Genomic DNA, 14,230 nt, shown 5'->3' on the forward strand with positions numbered 1-14,230 from the left:
GGCGTTGCTTGTTGATCGCGGCCCGGTCAGGCCGCGGCGTCTTTGCTAAAATTCAAACCATGTCAAAGCCTTCCGATCGCATCAATCTCACCAACCAGTTCCTGATCGCCATGCCGAACATGGCCGATCCGACGTTTTCGGGAACGGTGGTCTATCTTTGCGATCACAGCGAGCGCGGTGCGCTCGGCCTCGTCATCAATCGTCCCACCGACATCGACCTCGAATCGCTGTTCAACCGCATCGACCTGAAGCTCGACATCGAGCCGCTGCTGCACATTCCGGTGTATTTCGGCGGCCCGGTCCAGACCGAACGCGGTTTCGTGCTGCACGAGCCGGTGGAGGGCGCGAGCTACAACTCGTCGATGTCCGTCGAGGGCGGGCTGGAGATGACCACGTCGAAGGACGTGCTCGAGGCGGTCGCGACGGGCACCGGCCCGAAACGCTTCCTGCTGACGCTCGGCCATGCGGGCTGGGGGGCCGGGCAGCTCGAGGAAGAAATTTCCCGCAACGGCTGGCTGACGGTCGCCGCCGATCCGCGCATCGTGTTCGACACGCCGGCCGAAGAGCGCTTCGAAGCCGCGCTCGGCCTGCTCGGCGTCAGTTCGTCGATGCTGTCCGGCGAAGCAGGGCACGCATGAGTGGCGCGAGCGCGCGCGATGCGACGCTGCTCGCGTTCGACTACGGCGAAAAACGTATCGGGGTCGCGATCGGCAATGCGCTGACGCGCTCGGCCCGTGCGCTCGTCGTGATCCAGAACCTGAACCGCGAACACCGCTTCAAGGCGGTCGGCGACTTGCTGGCCGAATGGCGGCCGGACGCGCTCGTCGTCGGCCTGCCGATGCATCCGGACGGCACGCCGCACGACATGACGCAGCAGGCGAAGCGCTTCGGCAACCAGCTGAACGGCCGCTTCGGGCTGCCCGTCACCTGGGTCGACGAGCGTTATTCGTCGGTCGAGGCCGAGGCCGGGCTGCGCGAGCGCAACGTGCGCGGCCGTGCCCGGGCCGAGATGCTCGATGCCGAGGCCGCGCGCGTCATCCTTCAACAGTATCTCGATCAATTGTCCGACCATGAGCACCATTGACGCCGAGGCGCTTTACCGCGTCCTGCTCGACCAGATCCGCGCCGCGTACGGCACGGCGTTCGCCGAACCGGGCGGCCCGCGGCTCGCCGGCATTCACAGCGGCGGCGCATGGCTCGCCGAGCGCCTCGCGCGCGATCTCGGCGCGCCGGCGTTCGGCGTCGTGAACGTCGCGCTGCACCGCGACGATTACGCGAAAAAGGGGCTGCACAGCCAGGCCAGCCCGACGTCGCTGCCGTTCGAAGTCGACGGTGCGCGCATCGTGCTCGTCGACGACGTGTTGTATACCGGGCGCACCGTGCGCGCGGCGCTCAACGAGCTGTTCGACTACGGCCGTCCGGCCGCGGTCGAACTCGCGGTGCTCGCCGATCGCGGCGGCCGCGAGCTGCCGGTCGCCGCGCGCTTCGCGGGCGGCACGCTCGACGTGCCGGCCGGCGCGACGCTCGTGCTCGCGCGCGACGACGCGCAGTTCACACTGCGCGTCGAGGCGCACGGCGCCTGAGCGGCACGCGAACCGTATCCCGGGCCGCTGGTTTGCACCGCGGCCCGTTTGCATAGTTGGAATCACGCACACCATGACCACCGACACCACTGGCCGCACCGGCAATCCCGCTGCGGTCGCGAGCCCCGACCGGTTCCGCTACGGCTTCCTGAAGGGCAATCCGCAGCTCACGAAAAACGGCGAGCTGAAGCACCTGCTGTCGATCGAGGGCCTGCCGCGCTCGATCGTCAATCACATCCTCGATACGGCCGAGCAGTTCGTCAGCGTGACGGACCGTGAAGTGAAGAAGGTGCCGCTGCTGCGCGGCAAGTCCGTGTTCAACCTGTTCTTCGAGAACTCGACGCGTACCCGCACGACCTTCGAGATCGCCGCGACGCGCCTGTCGGCCGACGTGCTGAACCTGAACATCAATGCGTCGTCGACGAGCAAGGGCGAATCACTGCTCGACACGATCAACAACCTGTCGGCGATGCATGCCGACCTGTTCGTCGTGCGTCACGCGTCGAGCGGCGCGCCATACCTGATCGCCGAGCACTGCGCGCCGCACGTGCACGTGATCAACGCAGGCGACGGCCGTCATGCGCACCCGACGCAGGGCCTGCTCGACATGTACACGATCCGTCACTACAAGCGCGACTTCACGAAGCTGCGCGTGGCGATCGTCGGCGACATCCTGCATTCGCGCGTCGCGCGCTCCGACATCCACGCGCTCACCACGCTCGGCGTGCCGGAAGTGCGCGCGATCGGCCCGCGCACGCTGCTGCCGGGCGGCCTCGAGCAGATGGGCGTGAAGGTGTTCCACAACCTCGACGAAGGGCTGAAGGGCGTCGACGTGATCATCATGCTGCGCCTGCAGAACGAGCGGATGAGCGGCGCGCTGCTGCCGTCGGCGCAGGAGTACTTCAAGACCTGGGGCCTGACGCCCGAGCGCCTCGCGCTCGCCGCGCCCGACGCGATCGTGATGCACCCCGGCCCGATGAACCGCGGCGTCGAGATCGACTCGCAGGTCGCCGACGGCCCGCAGTCGGTGATCCTCAACCAGGTCACGTTCGGCATCGCCGTGCGGATGGCGGTGATGGGCATCGTCGCCGGCAACAGCGACTGAGCCCGCTTTCGCGCATCCTGATCCAGGCACTCAACGCATTCAACGCATTCACAGACAGCGCATGAAGATTCATATCAAAGGCGGCACGCTGATCGACCCGGTCGCCGGCACCGAACGGCAGGCCGACGTTTTCGTCGCGGACGGCAAGATCGCCGCGATTGCCGACACCGGCAACGCCGCGCCGGCCGGTTTCAACGCCGGGAAGACCATCGACGCATCGGGCCTGATCGTCGCGCCCGGCCTCGTCGACCTGTGCGCGCGGCTGCGCGAGCCGGGCTACGAGCACAAGGCGACGCTCGCGTCCGAGATGGCCGCGGCCGTCGCGGGCGGCGTCACGACCCTCGTGTGCCCGCCGGATACCGACCCCGTGCTCGACGAGCCGGGCCTCGTCGAGATGCTCAAGTTCCGCGCACGCAACCTCCACCAGGCGAACGTGCATCCGCTCGGCGCGCTGACGGTCGGCCTCAAGGGTGAAGTGATCACCGAGATGGTCGCGCTGACCGAGTCCGGCTGCGTCGGCTTCACGCATGCCAACGTGCCGGTGCGCGACACGCAGGTGCTGCTGCGTGCGCTGCAGTACGCGAGCACCTACGGCTACACCACGTGGCTGCGCCCGCAGGACGCATTCATCGGCCGTGGCGGCGTTGCCGCGAGCGGCGCCCTTGCGTCGCGGCTCGGGCTGTCCGGCGTGCCGGTCGCGGCCGAGACGATCGCGCTGCACACGATCTTCGAATTGATGCGCGTGACGGGCGCACGCGTGCACCTCGCGCGGCTGTCGTCGGCGGCCGGCCTTGCACTCGTGCGCGCGGCGAAGGCCGAGGGGCTGCCCGTGACGTGCGACGTCGGCGTGAATCACGTGCACCTGATCGATGTCGACATCGGCTACTTCGATTCGCAGTTCCGGCTCGATCCGCCGCTGCGCAGCGAGCGCGATCGCGAAGCGATTCGCGTGGCGCTCGCCGACGGGACGATCGACGCGATCTGCTCCGACCACACGCCGGTCGACGACGACGAGAAGCTGCTGCCGTTCGGCGAAGCGACGCCGGGCGCGACGGGGCTCGAGCTGCTGCTGTCGCTGACGCTGAAGTGGGCGGACGAGACGCGTACGCCGCTCGCGCAGGCGCTGCGCCGCATCACGTCGGCGCCGGCCGACGTGCTGCAGCTGCCGGCCGGCCGACTCGCCGAAGGCGGCGCGGCCGACCTGTGCGTGTTCGACCCGCGCGCACACTGGCGCGTCGAGCCGCGTGCGCTGAAGAGCCAGGGCCACAACTCGCCGTTCCTCGGCTACGAACTGCCCGCCTGCGTGCGCACGACGCTCGTCGCCGGACAGATCGCGTTCGAGCGCCCCTGAACCACGCCGGACCTTCGCCATGATTGCCCTTCGCAAGCTGCGTCTCGTCTTTCACCTGTTGCGCGGCATGGCGATCGTCGCGCTGCGTTTTTCGCACGTCATGCCCGCGCGGCGTGCCGAGATGACGCGCCGCTGGTCGCTCAAGCTGCTGCGGATCTGCGGGATGCGCCTCGTCGTCCACAACGACGGCGCGCGGCTCGATGCGAGCGCGCTCGTGGTCGGCAACCACGTGTCCTGGCTCGACATCTACACGATCAACGCGTGGCGGCCGACGCCGTTCGTGTCGAAGGCCGAGGTGCGGCAATGGCCGGTCGTCGGCTGGCTCGCCGAGAAGCTCGACACCGTGTTCCTGCAGCGCGAGAAGCGCACCGAGGCGATGCGGGTCATGCACGAAATGGCCGAGCGCCTGCGCAACGGCGGGCTGATGTGCGTGTTTCCGGAAGGCACGACGACGGACGGGCAGGAACTGCTGCCGTTCCATGCGAACCTGTTCCAGGCCGCGGTATCGGCGGGCTGCGCGGTGCAGCCGATCTGCCTGATGTACGAGGACGCGCAGCGGCGGCAGTCGGTCGCGCCGGCCTACACGGGCGAGCTGGCGCTCGGCAAGTCGCTCGACATGGTGTTGCGCGGCGGCCCGATCGTCGCGCATCTTTACGTGTGCGAGCCGATCGCGCCGGGCGGCGACCGGCGGGCGACGTCCGCCGCGGCGCGCGATGCGATCGCGGCCGCGCTCGCGACGCTGCAGGAGAAGGTCGGCAAGCCGTCGGCCGAGTCGCTCGCGGAACTGGCGAAGCATGCGTATCCGGCGACCGAGGTCGGTGGCGGCGAAGCGGGGAACGAGGCGGCCGACGCGCCCGTGCCGGGGCGAGAGGGCTGACGCATTGGGGCCGATCCACCTCCGGCCCCGCGAATCAATCTCTCGTCACTCTCCGCCCGGTGAGCGGCATGCTTCGCACTGCACCTGCGTGACCGTGCGCTGCGCCGGATCGGCCGTCAGCCGCACGGCCGACAGCTGGTTACCCCACACACATCCCGAATCGAGCGCGACGACGTTCTCGCGCAGCATCAGGCCGAGCGCGGCCCAGTGCCCGAACACGACCGTCACGTCCTCCGTGCGGCGCCCCGGTACGTCGAACCACGGCAGGTAGCCGGGCGGCGCACTGTCGGGGCCGCCGTTCGCCTTGAATTCCATCGCGCCGTCGGGCGTGCAGAAGCGCACGCGCGTGAATGCGTTGAACGCGACGCGCATCCGGTCGCGTTTCTTCAGGTTGGGACTCCATTGATTCGGCTCGTTGCCGTACAACTGCTGCAGCGTGTCGCGCCAGTCGGGCGCGCGCAGCGCGCGCTGGAGTTCGTCGGCGAGTTCGAGCACTAGCGTGGTGTCCCACTGCGGCAGCACGCCCGCATGCACGAGCAGCATTCCGTTTTCCGCATGCACGAACGGGCGGTGGCGGACCCAGTCGAGCAGCGCGTCGGCGTCGGGGGCGTCGAGGATTTCGCCGATGGTGTCGCCCGGGCGCTCGGTGCGCAGGCCGGCGGAGACCGCAAGCAGGTGGAGGTCGTGATTGCCGAGCACGACGGTCGCGCGCGGGCCGAGGTCGACAACGGCGCGCAGGGCGGCAAGGGAGCCGGGCCCGCGGTTGACGACGTCGCCGGCGATCCAGAGCGGGGTGTCGGCAGGTGGGGACAGCTTGTCGAGCAGCGACTGGAGAGCGGAATGACAGCCCTGGATGTCGCCGATGGCGATGGGGGTCGAATGCATGAGGGTCGGATCGTGAGGAATCGGGTGAACTGAGAAAAAAGTCGCATAAACACAGGCGTAATGCAAAGGTCGTTCCGCATCGGGCCGTCCGTGAGGCATGCGATTTTTCGTGACGCAAAGGGCCGGGGCGCTGTATCAAGTTGTTAGCAGCGTGGAATTGACGTCGACTGGATTCCTATAATTGACATTTTCGCTCCGAAATTAACATCTCGTGACTTTGCCGGTCATGGCGACCGGTTAAAATGCCGGGCCTGATCGGCCGAGACTTGGCCACTGTGACATGACAAGAAGTGCGACGAGCGCCTGCCAGGCGCGCCGCACACTATTACTAGAGGAAGCTTCATGATCCTGGTTACCGGCGGCGCGGGTTTTATCGGTGCCAATTTCGTACTCGACTGGATGGCTGCTTCTGGTGAGGCCGTGCTCAATGTCGACAAGCTGACCTATGCAGGCAACCTGCGGACGCTGGCACCACTGGACGGAAGCCCGGATCATGTGTTCGCCCGGGTCGACATTTGCGATCGCGCAGCACTTGATGCGCTGTTCGCCGAGTACAAGCCGCGGGCCGTGATCCACTTTGCCGCTGAAAGCCACGTCGACCGCTCGATCCACGGGCCGGCCGATTTCGTGCAGACCAACGTCGTCGGCACGTTCACGCTGCTCGAGGCGGCACGCACGCACTGGAACGGGTTGAGCGACGTGGAGAAGGTGGAATTCCGCTTCTTGCACGTGTCGACCGACGAGGTGTTCGGATCGCTGTCAGCGACCGATCCGCAATTCTCGGAGACGACTCCGTACGCACCGAACAGCCCCTATTCGGCGACGAAGGCTGGTTCCGATCATCTGGTGCGTGCGTATCACCATACGTATGGCCTGCCGACACTCACGACGAACTGCTCGAACAATTACGGCCCGTATCAGTTTCCGGAGAAGCTGATTCCGCTGATGATCGCGAATGCACTCGCGGGCAAGCCGTTGCCGGTCTACGGCGATGGCCAGAACGTGCGCGACTGGCTGTACGTCGGCGACCACTGCAGCGCGATCCGCGAAGTGCTTGCGCGCGGCGTGCCGGGCGAGACGTACAACATCGGCGGCTGGAACGAGAAGAAGAATCTCGATGTCGTGCATACGCTGTGCGATCTGCTCGACGCGGCGCGGCCGAAGGCGGCGGGTTCGTATCGCGAGCAGATCACCTATGTGAAGGACCGCCCGGGCCACGACCGCCGTTACGCGATCGATGCGCGCAAGCTCGAGCGCGAGCTCGGCTGGAAGCCCGCGGAGACGTTCGAGACGGGGCTCGCGAAGACCGTACGCTGGTACCTCGAGAACCAGCCATGGGTGGACGAAGTCGCGTCGGGCGATTACCGCAGGTGGGTCGAAACCAATTACGCGCAACGCACGTGAGGGCTTGATCGATGGCACGCAAAGGCATAATCCTCGCCGGCGGCTCGGGCACGCGACTGTATCCGATTACCTACTCGGTGTCGAAGCAGTTGCTCCCGGTGTACGACAAGCCGATGATTTACTACCCGCTTTCGACGCTGATGCTCGCGGGCATTCGCGACGTGCTGGTCATTTCGACGCCAGCGGATACGCCGCGCTTCCAGGCATTGCTGGGCGATGGCTCGAAGTGGGGGATGAACCTGCAGTACGCGGTCCAGCCGTCGCCGGACGGGCTCGCGCAGGCGTTCATCATTGGGCGGGACTTCATCGGCAACGATCCGAGCGCGCTCGTGCTCGGCGACAACATCTTCCACGGCAACGATCTCGCCAAGCAGTTGCTCGCGGCCAACGCGCGCACCGAAAGCGCCACCGTGTTTGCCTATCATGTGCAGGACCCGGAGCGTTACGGCATTGTCGAATTCGACGACCAGATGCGCGCGCTGTCGATCGAGGAAAAGCCGCTCCAGCCGCGCTCGCGCTACGCCGTGACCGGCCTGTATTTCTACGACAACGATGTGTGCGACATTGCGGCCGACATCAAGCCGTCGGCGCGCGGCGAACTCGAAATCACCGACGTCAATTCCCGTTATCTCGCGGCGGGCAAGCTGCAGGTGGAGATCATGGGGCGCGGTTATGCGTGGCTCGATACGGGCACGCACGATTCGCTGATGGAGGCTGCGGCATTCATTGCGACCTTGCAGAAGCGCCAGGGCCTCGTGGTCGCGTGTCCGGAGGAAATTGCATACCGACTGGGCTGGATCGACGCCGAGCGCCTCTTGGAACTCGCCGCGCCGCTCGCCAAGAACGGGTACGGGCAATATCTGAAGAACCTACTGACGGACAAGATCCTATGGCAATCACGGTAACTTCCACGGCAATTCCAGACGTCAAGCTGATCGAGCCGAAGGTCTTCGGCGATGCTCGCGGGTACTTCTTCGAGAGCTTCAATCAGCGGGAATTCCGAGAGCAGGTTGCGGATGTCGAGTTCGTTCAGGACAACGAGTCGCGCTCCGGTAAATCGGTGCTTCGCGGGATGCACTATCAGATCAGCCATGCGCAGGGCAAGCTGGTCCGCGTCGTCGAAGGCGAAGTTTTCGACGTTGCCGTCGACCTGCGCCGTTCGTCGCCGACGTTCGGAAAATGGGTCGGCAGCGTACTGTCCGCGGAAAACCACCTTCAGATGTGGGTGCCAGCCGGATTCGCGCACGGCTTCCTGGTGATGTCCGAGACAGCGACGTTTCAGTACAAGACGACCGATTTCTGGTACCCCGAATTCGAACGCGTGCTGCTGTGGAATGATGCGCAGGTCGCCATCGACTGGCCGCTCGACCGGGATCCGGTGGTCGCGCCGAAAGATCTCGCCGGTACCGTTTTGGCGGATCTGGAGACCTACGCATGAGGATTCTCGTGACCGGGGCGAACGGGCAGGTCGGGTGGGAGCTCGTCCGCGCGCTGCAGCCGCTGGGTGAGGTGGTCGCAGCGACTCGCCACGTCGTCGATCTCGGCGACGCGGCTGCCGTCGACGCATACGTCGACACGCTCGCGCCCGATCTCGTGGTCAATGCGGCCGCCTATACGGCTGTGGATCGTGCCGAGGACGAGCCCGAAGCCGCTTTCGCGGTCAATCGCGATGCGGTGGGCTCGCTCGCGCAGGCGGCACGCGAGCGCGGCGCATTGCTGATCCATTTCTCGACTGACTATGTGTTCGACGGAAGCAAGCGGACACCGTATGTCGAAAGCGACGCGGTGTGCCCGCTGAACGTCTACGGCGCGAGCAAGTTGGCAGGCGAACAGGCCATCGCCGATGCCGGCGGAGACTGGCTCGTGTTCCGTACGTCATGGGTGTACGCCTCGCGCGGGCAGAATTTCCTGCGCACGATGCTCCGGCTGGGTGCGAATCGCGAGGCGCTGTCCGTCGTCAGCGATCAGTTCGGCGCGCCGACGAGCGCGCGCATGATCGCCGATCTGACCGCGCACGCTGCGGCAAAAGCGCTTGCCGAGCGTCGGGCGGGATCGTTCACGAGCGGCCTGTACCACATGACGGCGCAGGGCGAGACGACCTGGCACGCGTTCGCCAAAGCCATTTTTGCCGGCGCCAGAAGACTGTCCCCACAGATCGATCTGGCGATCCGGGAGGTGAAGCCGATTCCCGCGGCCGAGTATCCGGCGAAGACCGCGCGTCCGACCTTTTCGGTGCTCGACAACACGCGGTTCGACGAGCGTTTCGGATTGCATCGACCGCAGTGGTCGGACGGGCTTGCACTCGTCCTCGCGGAACTGTTCGATGCCTGATGCCGCCCGGTTCGGGCGGCGCACATCACAATTCATGCCGCGTCGTGTATGCGGTATGGCTTAGCTAGAGATTGTCATGCGGGAACTCATCCAACCATCACTTCCTATCTGGCGGCATCGCCGCCTGATTCTCCAAATGGCGCGCCGCGAGGTGGTCGGCCGGTATCGCGGCTCGGTGCTCGGCCTGCTCTGGTCGTTCTTCAACCCGCTGCTGCTGCTGACCGTCTACACGTTCGTGTTCAGCGTGATCTTCAAGGCGCGCTGGAACACCGGCTCCGATTCGAAGACCGAATTCGCCGTCGTGCTGTTCGTCGGGATGATCATGTTTCAGGTGTTTTCGGAAGCGGTGAACCGTGCGCCGTCGCTCATCATCAGTAACGCGAACTACGTGAAGAAGGTCGTGTTTCCGCTCGAGGTGCTGCCGGTCGTCGCGCTGCTCGTCGCGTTGTTCCATGCCGGGATCAGCTTTTGCGTGCTGGTGCTCGCGATGGTCGTGCTGGGTTTTCCCGTGCATGCGACGATCCTGTATTTCCCGCTGATCGTGTTGCCGTTCATCCTGTTTACCCTCGGCGTTTGCTGGTTCCTCGCTTCGCTGGGCGTATTCATCCAGGACATCGGCCAGTCGATCGGGCTCGTGACGACGGTGCTGATGTTCCTCACGCCGGTGTTCTATCCGGTGAGCTCGCTGCCGGCCCATTACCAGCGTATCGTCGGCATGAATCCGCTCGCGTTCGTCATCGAGCAAAGCCGAAACGTCGTGATCTTTGGGACCGTGCCAAGCTGGACCGGTGTGTTGTTGATGATGGTCGTCAGTATCGGTGTCGCGGCGCTGGGCTACCAATGGTTTAATCGCACGAGGAAAGGATTCGCAGATGTCCTCTGATCTCGCAGTCAGCGTGAAGGATTTGAGCAAGGTCTTTCATATTTACGATAGCCCGCGGGCCCGCCTGTTGCAGATGTTGTTCGGCTCCCGCAAGCAGTATTACCGCGAGTTCTGGGCGCTACGTGACATTTCGTTCGACATCGCACGGGGCGAAACGGTCGGAATCGTCGGTCACAACGGCTCCGGAAAGTCCACGCTGCTCCAGGTGATCTCGGGGACGCTCGCGCCGAGCGCCGGCAACGTCGAAACGAACGGCAAGGTCGCCGCGCTGCTCGAACTCGGGTCGGGCTTCAACCCCGAATTCACCGGTCGCGAGAACGTGATGCTGTACGGCCAGATTCTTGGGATGAGCGAGGAGGAACTGGAAGAGAAATATCCGGCGATCGTCGATTTCTCCGAGATCGGTGATTTCGTCAACCAGCCGTTGAAAACCTATTCGTCGGGTATGTACGTGCGTCTGGCGTTCTCGGTCGCGATCCACGTCAACCCGGACATCCTGATCGTCGATGAAGCGCTGTCGGTCGGCGACGCGCTGTTTCAGGCGAAGTGCATGGCAGTGATGAAGAAGCTGATGGATCGCGGCACGACGCTGCTGTTCGTCAGCCACGATCCGGGCTCGGTGAAGGCGCTGTGCGACCGGGCGATCCTGCTCGATCACGGCAACATGCTGGCCGTCGGTTCGACGGACCACGTGATCGAGTCGTATTACTCGTCCTACGTCCGCAAGAAGCAGCACGTGATCGAGGACGCCGATGCACCCGCGGCGCAGATCGCCGAGCTCGATGCCGACCTCAACGATGGCGCGGACGAGTTCCAGAAACAGGCGGCGTTCCAGCGGATCCGTAATGGACGCGCGAGCTTCGTCAACGTGCAATTGCTGAACGAACAGGGCCGCGCGACACGCCAGGTCACGTACGGCGACACCGTGACGCTGAGAATGGTCGTGAGCATCGAGGAGGATCTGCCGCTGCTCGCTTTCGGCTATCACCTGCGCGACAAGAACGGGTTCGATATCGCGTACTCGGACACCGGTCTCGAACATGCGCATTTGTACGACCTGCACGCGGGCGAAGTCCACGTGGTCGACTGGACGTTCAAGGTATCGCTGCGCGGAGGTGACTACAGTATCAGTGCGGCGACTTCGGTGCCGACTGACCTGAGCATCGGCCAGGTCGACACGTGCGATCATGTGCCGATCGCCGTGCAGTTCAATGTCTCGCGCGGCACCTACCTGCCGCTGTATGGCGCCGTGCATTTCGACAACAAGGTTCAGACGCGTCTGTTGTCGAAGACGGTGGCCTGACGCAGCGTTGGCCGGCAGTGGATCCGGCGCCGGGGCCGGCGTGCGGATTCGCACGAGGAATCAATCAGGAGCGCCCTATGAGACAGAAGCCGGATGGTTTCGCCAATCCGATCTATGTGACGAGACCGATGTTGCCGCCGCTCGGCGAATTTACATCGCAACTGGAAGACATCTGGGACAGCGCGTGGCTGACCAACGGCGGTGCGAAGCACGTCGCGCTGGAGGCAGCGCTCGCGAAGCGGCTCGGCGCCCGCCACTTCTCGCTGTTCAACAATGGGACGAGTGCGCTGCTCGTCGCCTGCCAGGCGCTGCGGCTCGCCGGTGAGGTCATCACGACCCCGTTCACGTTTCCCGCAACGCCGCATGTGCTGCACTGGAACAACGTGACGCCGGTGTTCTGCGATATCGACGAGGATACGCTGACCATCGATCCGGCCGTGGCCGAAGCGCTGATCACGCCGCGCACGACGGGTGTGCTCGGCGTGCACGTGTACGGGATGCCGTGCGACGTGAAGGCGTTCGAGCGCATCCGCGAGCAGTATGGCGTCAAGGTGCTCTACGACGGCGCGCACGCGTTCGGTACGGAAATCGACGGCAAGCCGGTCGCCGAGTTCGGCGACGCGACGATGTACAGCTTCCATGCGACGAAGCTGTTTCACTCGGCCGAGGGCGGTGGGCTGGCGATGGCGGACGAAGCGACGAAGCGGCGCGTCGATTTGCTGAAGAATTTCGGAATCTTGAACGAAACCGAAGTCATCATGCCGGGTACCAACGGCAAGATGAACGAAGTGCAGGCGGCACTGGGGCTCGTCAATCTCGCCCATTACGATGCGGAGCACGCCGCGCGGCAGCGCGTGGCACAGGTCTATCTGAGCCGCCTGGACGAGATTCCCGGCATCACGTGCTTCCGGCTGCCGCCGAACGTCGGCCACAGCATGCAGTACTTCATCGTGCGCGTGAATCCGCAGGCATGCGGCGTGTCGCGCGACCAACTGTACGACACGCTGAAGCAGTTCAACGTGATTTCGCGGCGCTATTTCTACCCGCTTTGCAGCGAGCACAATTGCTATCGCGCCCTGCCGAGCGCTGATCCCGGCCGCCTGCCGGTTGCGACGCGCGTGTCCCGCGAAGTGCTGGCGCTGCCGCTGTACGGCGAACTCGGGGAGGACGGCGCGAATCGCATCGTCGACATCATTCAATACATCTGCAATGGCAAACAATAATTATTCGACCGGGGAATCGCGGCCGCGTGTCAGCATTCTCACGACGTCTTACAACTACGGCAGATTCATCGGGGAGACGATTCGGTCGGTACTGTCCCAGACGTACGCGTCATGGGAGCTGATCATAGTCGACGACTGCTCGACCGACGATTCCTGGGAGGTCATCCAGCAGTTCGACGACCCGCGGATTCGCGCGGTGCGTCAGGAGCGGAATCAGGGCGCGTGCGCGGCGTACAACACGGCGCTGCGTCTCGCATCCGGTGAATTCATCGCGAGCCTGGATTCCGATGACGTGTTCGTGCCCGAGAAGCTGGCGGCGCAGGTCGCGTTCATGGACACCCATCCGGATGTCGACATCTGCGGCAGCTTCATGGCGGAAATCGATGCGTCGAGCCAGCCGGTCGACGTCGACAAATGCTTTTATGCGCCGTGGTTCAATCAGGATCTCGACCTCAATGCGCCCGACAGCTGGGTGTGGGAAAACCACCTGTGCCATTCGACCGTGCTGGTCAGGAAGTCCATGCACGATCGAATCGGTTTTTTTCGGGAGGATCTGACTTACTCGCCGGACTGGGATTTCTGGTTGCGTTCGCTCGCCGGCGGTGCACGATTTCATGTGATGAAAGACGCACTTCTGCTTTACCGTGCGCATGGCGGCAACATCACGCACCGCAATCGCGATGCGCTGATGTGGGAGTATGCGGACATCTCCGGCGGTGTCGTGCATCCTTACCTCGCGCGGATCGAGCGCTTCGACTTGCTGCGCAAGAGCATGGAGTCGTTCGTCGGGCGCTTCTTCGAAATCGACGGCGACTGGCGGCGGTTTCTGGAACTGATCGAGATGCTGCGCGTGTACGACCGTCATGAGGACACGTTCAGGATTCCGCCGCATCTGTTCTTCAACAGCGAACTGACCGCGTTCGTGACGAGACTCGCATCTGGCTGGTCGCCGCAAGCTTTTGCCGCCGTTCGAGAGCGCCTGTCGCGGCTAGAGGGCGAGTACCCTGGTTCAGCGCATGCGCCCGAAGACGCCGCGACGTTTCAACTGATGATTCGCGGCGAACGTGACCGCGCGCTTGCCGAACTGGATCAGGCGCGTACCGAGCGCGAGCAAATTGCCACGGAACTCGAACACGCGAAAGCGGCGCTGCGCGCCGCGGCCGAGCGGGAAGAGCGGCTCACCGCCAGCCTGGCCGACGCGCAGACGGAACTCGATCGTGTCAGGGGAACCATCTGGGGCAAGGCGGATAATCTGTACCGGCGCCTGAGCCGATAGCCTATCAGC

Annotated in this window: 15 protein-coding genes; 14 read left to right on the plus strand and 1 reads right to left on the minus strand. The window is 64.6% G+C overall.

The window, feature by feature from the left end; translation table 11 throughout:
• Window positions 1-59 precede the first annotated feature (59 nt).
• The 6 genes from VK92_RS20075 to VK92_RS20100 all read left to right on the plus strand — a co-directional run bounded on the left by VK92_RS20075 (window position 60) and on the right by VK92_RS20100 (window position 4,916).
• Window positions 60-638 (plus strand): YqgE/AlgH family protein, encoded by a 579-nt coding sequence (locus VK92_RS20075; RefSeq protein ID WP_011351143.1) that lies wholly within the window; start codon window positions 60-62, stop codon window positions 636-638.
• The gene (gene ruvX, locus VK92_RS20080; protein WP_027788201.1) at window positions 635-1,084 is read left to right on the plus strand and encodes a Holliday junction resolvase RuvX; all 450 of its coding nucleotides are present in this window, start codon (window positions 635-637) and stop codon (window positions 1,082-1,084) included. The genes VK92_RS20075 and ruvX overlap by 4 nt, the downstream gene beginning before the upstream one ends.
• A complete protein-coding gene (gene pyrR / locus VK92_RS20085; RefSeq protein WP_048024273.1) occupies window positions 1,071-1,583 on the plus strand; it encodes a bifunctional pyr operon transcriptional regulator/uracil phosphoribosyltransferase PyrR in 513 nt (170 codons plus the stop codon). Before ruvX ends, pyrR begins: the two co-directional genes overlap by 14 nt.
• A 73-nt stretch (window positions 1,584-1,656) precedes the next feature.
• Entirely contained in the window at window positions 1,657-2,688 is a 1,032-nt protein-coding gene (locus tag VK92_RS20090; protein WP_048024270.1) for an aspartate carbamoyltransferase catalytic subunit, read from the plus strand.
• A gap of 61 nt (window positions 2,689-2,749) precedes the next feature.
• A complete protein-coding gene (locus VK92_RS20095) occupies window positions 2,750-4,039 on the plus strand; it encodes a dihydroorotase (protein WP_048024269.1) in 1,290 nt (429 codons plus the stop codon).
• 19 nt (window positions 4,040-4,058) lie between these two features.
• A complete protein-coding gene (locus tag VK92_RS20100; protein ID WP_048024268.1) occupies window positions 4,059-4,916 on the plus strand; it encodes a lysophospholipid acyltransferase family protein in 858 nt (285 codons plus the stop codon).
• A 45-nt stretch (window positions 4,917-4,961) separates the two neighbouring features.
• Here VK92_RS20100 and VK92_RS20105 read toward each other — a convergent pair whose 3' ends face one another.
• The gene (locus VK92_RS20105) at window positions 4,962-5,801 is read right to left on the minus strand and encodes a symmetrical bis(5'-nucleosyl)-tetraphosphatase (RefSeq protein WP_048024266.1); all 840 of its coding nucleotides are present in this window, start codon (window positions 5,799-5,801) and stop codon (window positions 4,962-4,964) included.
• 342 nt (window positions 5,802-6,143) lie between these two features.
• On the opposite strand from VK92_RS20105, the gene rfbB reads away from it, so the two are divergent.
• From rfbB to VK92_RS20145, 8 genes are all read left to right on the plus strand, one after another.
• Entirely contained in the window at window positions 6,144-7,205 is a 1,062-nt protein-coding gene (gene rfbB, locus VK92_RS20110; RefSeq protein WP_021161727.1) for a dTDP-glucose 4,6-dehydratase, read from the plus strand.
• An 11-nt stretch (window positions 7,206-7,216) separates the two neighbouring features.
• Window positions 7,217-8,110, plus strand: coding sequence for a glucose-1-phosphate thymidylyltransferase RfbA (rfbA, locus tag VK92_RS20115; RefSeq protein ID WP_048024263.1), 894 nt, complete (start codon window positions 7,217-7,219; stop codon window positions 8,108-8,110).
• The gene (gene rfbC / locus VK92_RS20120) at window positions 8,095-8,643 is read left to right on the plus strand and encodes a dTDP-4-dehydrorhamnose 3,5-epimerase (RefSeq protein ID WP_021161725.1); all 549 of its coding nucleotides are present in this window, start codon (window positions 8,095-8,097) and stop codon (window positions 8,641-8,643) included. Before rfbA ends, rfbC begins: the two co-directional genes overlap by 16 nt.
• A complete protein-coding gene (rfbD, locus tag VK92_RS20125) occupies window positions 8,640-9,536 on the plus strand; it encodes a dTDP-4-dehydrorhamnose reductase (protein ID WP_048024261.1) in 897 nt (298 codons plus the stop codon). Before rfbC ends, rfbD begins: the two co-directional genes overlap by 4 nt.
• A 76-nt stretch (window positions 9,537-9,612) precedes the next feature.
• The gene (locus tag VK92_RS20130) at window positions 9,613-10,419 is read left to right on the plus strand and encodes an ABC transporter permease (protein WP_042976531.1); all 807 of its coding nucleotides are present in this window, start codon (window positions 9,613-9,615) and stop codon (window positions 10,417-10,419) included.
• Entirely contained in the window at window positions 10,409-11,722 is a 1,314-nt protein-coding gene (locus VK92_RS20135; protein ID WP_021161722.1) for an ABC transporter ATP-binding protein, read from the plus strand. The genes VK92_RS20130 and VK92_RS20135 overlap by 11 nt, the downstream gene beginning before the upstream one ends.
• A gap of 77 nt (window positions 11,723-11,799) precedes the next feature.
• Window positions 11,800-12,945, plus strand: a complete 1,146-nt coding sequence (locus VK92_RS20140) for a DegT/DnrJ/EryC1/StrS family aminotransferase (RefSeq protein WP_021161721.1) — start codon at window positions 11,800-11,802, stop codon at window positions 12,943-12,945.
• On the plus strand, window positions 12,932-14,221 hold the full coding sequence (locus VK92_RS20145; protein ID WP_048024259.1) for a glycosyltransferase family 2 protein: 1,290 nt from the start codon (window positions 12,932-12,934) through the stop codon (window positions 14,219-14,221). Before VK92_RS20140 ends, VK92_RS20145 begins: the two co-directional genes overlap by 14 nt.
• The last annotated feature ends 9 nt before the right edge of the window (window positions 14,222-14,230 follow it).

This window comes from Burkholderia sp. LK4 (assembly GCF_001043615.1).
Lineage (GTDB): Bacteria > Pseudomonadota > Gammaproteobacteria > Burkholderiales > Burkholderiaceae > Burkholderia > Burkholderia cepacia.

Excerpts from the sequence above, each read along its gene's own strand:
- VK92_RS20075 (WP_011351143.1), top strand. The coding sequence starts at position 60 with ATGTCAAAGCCTTCCGATCGCATCAATCTCACCAACCAGTTCCTGATC.
- ruvX (WP_027788201.1), top strand. The coding sequence starts at position 635 with ATGAGTGGCGCGAGCGCGCGCGATGCGACGCTGCTCGCGTTCGACTAC.
- pyrR (WP_048024273.1), top strand. The coding sequence starts at position 1,071 with ATGAGCACCATTGACGCCGAGGCGCTTTACCGCGTCCTGCTCGACCAG.
- VK92_RS20090 (WP_048024270.1), top strand. The coding sequence starts at position 1,657 with ATGACCACCGACACCACTGGCCGCACCGGCAATCCCGCTGCGGTCGCG.
- VK92_RS20095 (WP_048024269.1), top strand. The coding sequence starts at position 2,750 with ATGAAGATTCATATCAAAGGCGGCACGCTGATCGACCCGGTCGCCGGC.
- VK92_RS20100 (WP_048024268.1), top strand. The coding sequence starts at position 4,059 with ATGATTGCCCTTCGCAAGCTGCGTCTCGTCTTTCACCTGTTGCGCGGC.
- VK92_RS20105 (WP_048024266.1), bottom strand. The coding sequence starts at position 5,801 with ATGCATTCGACCCCCATCGCCATCGGCGACATCCAGGGCTGTCATTCC.
- rfbB (WP_021161727.1), top strand. The coding sequence starts at position 6,144 with ATGATCCTGGTTACCGGCGGCGCGGGTTTTATCGGTGCCAATTTCGTA.
- rfbA (WP_048024263.1), top strand. The coding sequence starts at position 7,217 with ATGGCACGCAAAGGCATAATCCTCGCCGGCGGCTCGGGCACGCGACTG.
- rfbC (WP_021161725.1), top strand. The coding sequence starts at position 8,095 with ATGGCAATCACGGTAACTTCCACGGCAATTCCAGACGTCAAGCTGATC.
- rfbD (WP_048024261.1), top strand. The coding sequence starts at position 8,640 with ATGAGGATTCTCGTGACCGGGGCGAACGGGCAGGTCGGGTGGGAGCTC.
- VK92_RS20130 (WP_042976531.1), top strand. The coding sequence starts at position 9,613 with ATGCGGGAACTCATCCAACCATCACTTCCTATCTGGCGGCATCGCCGC.
- VK92_RS20135 (WP_021161722.1), top strand. The coding sequence starts at position 10,409 with ATGTCCTCTGATCTCGCAGTCAGCGTGAAGGATTTGAGCAAGGTCTTT.
- VK92_RS20140 (WP_021161721.1), top strand. The coding sequence starts at position 11,800 with ATGAGACAGAAGCCGGATGGTTTCGCCAATCCGATCTATGTGACGAGA.
- VK92_RS20145 (WP_048024259.1), top strand. The coding sequence starts at position 12,932 with ATGGCAAACAATAATTATTCGACCGGGGAATCGCGGCCGCGTGTCAGC.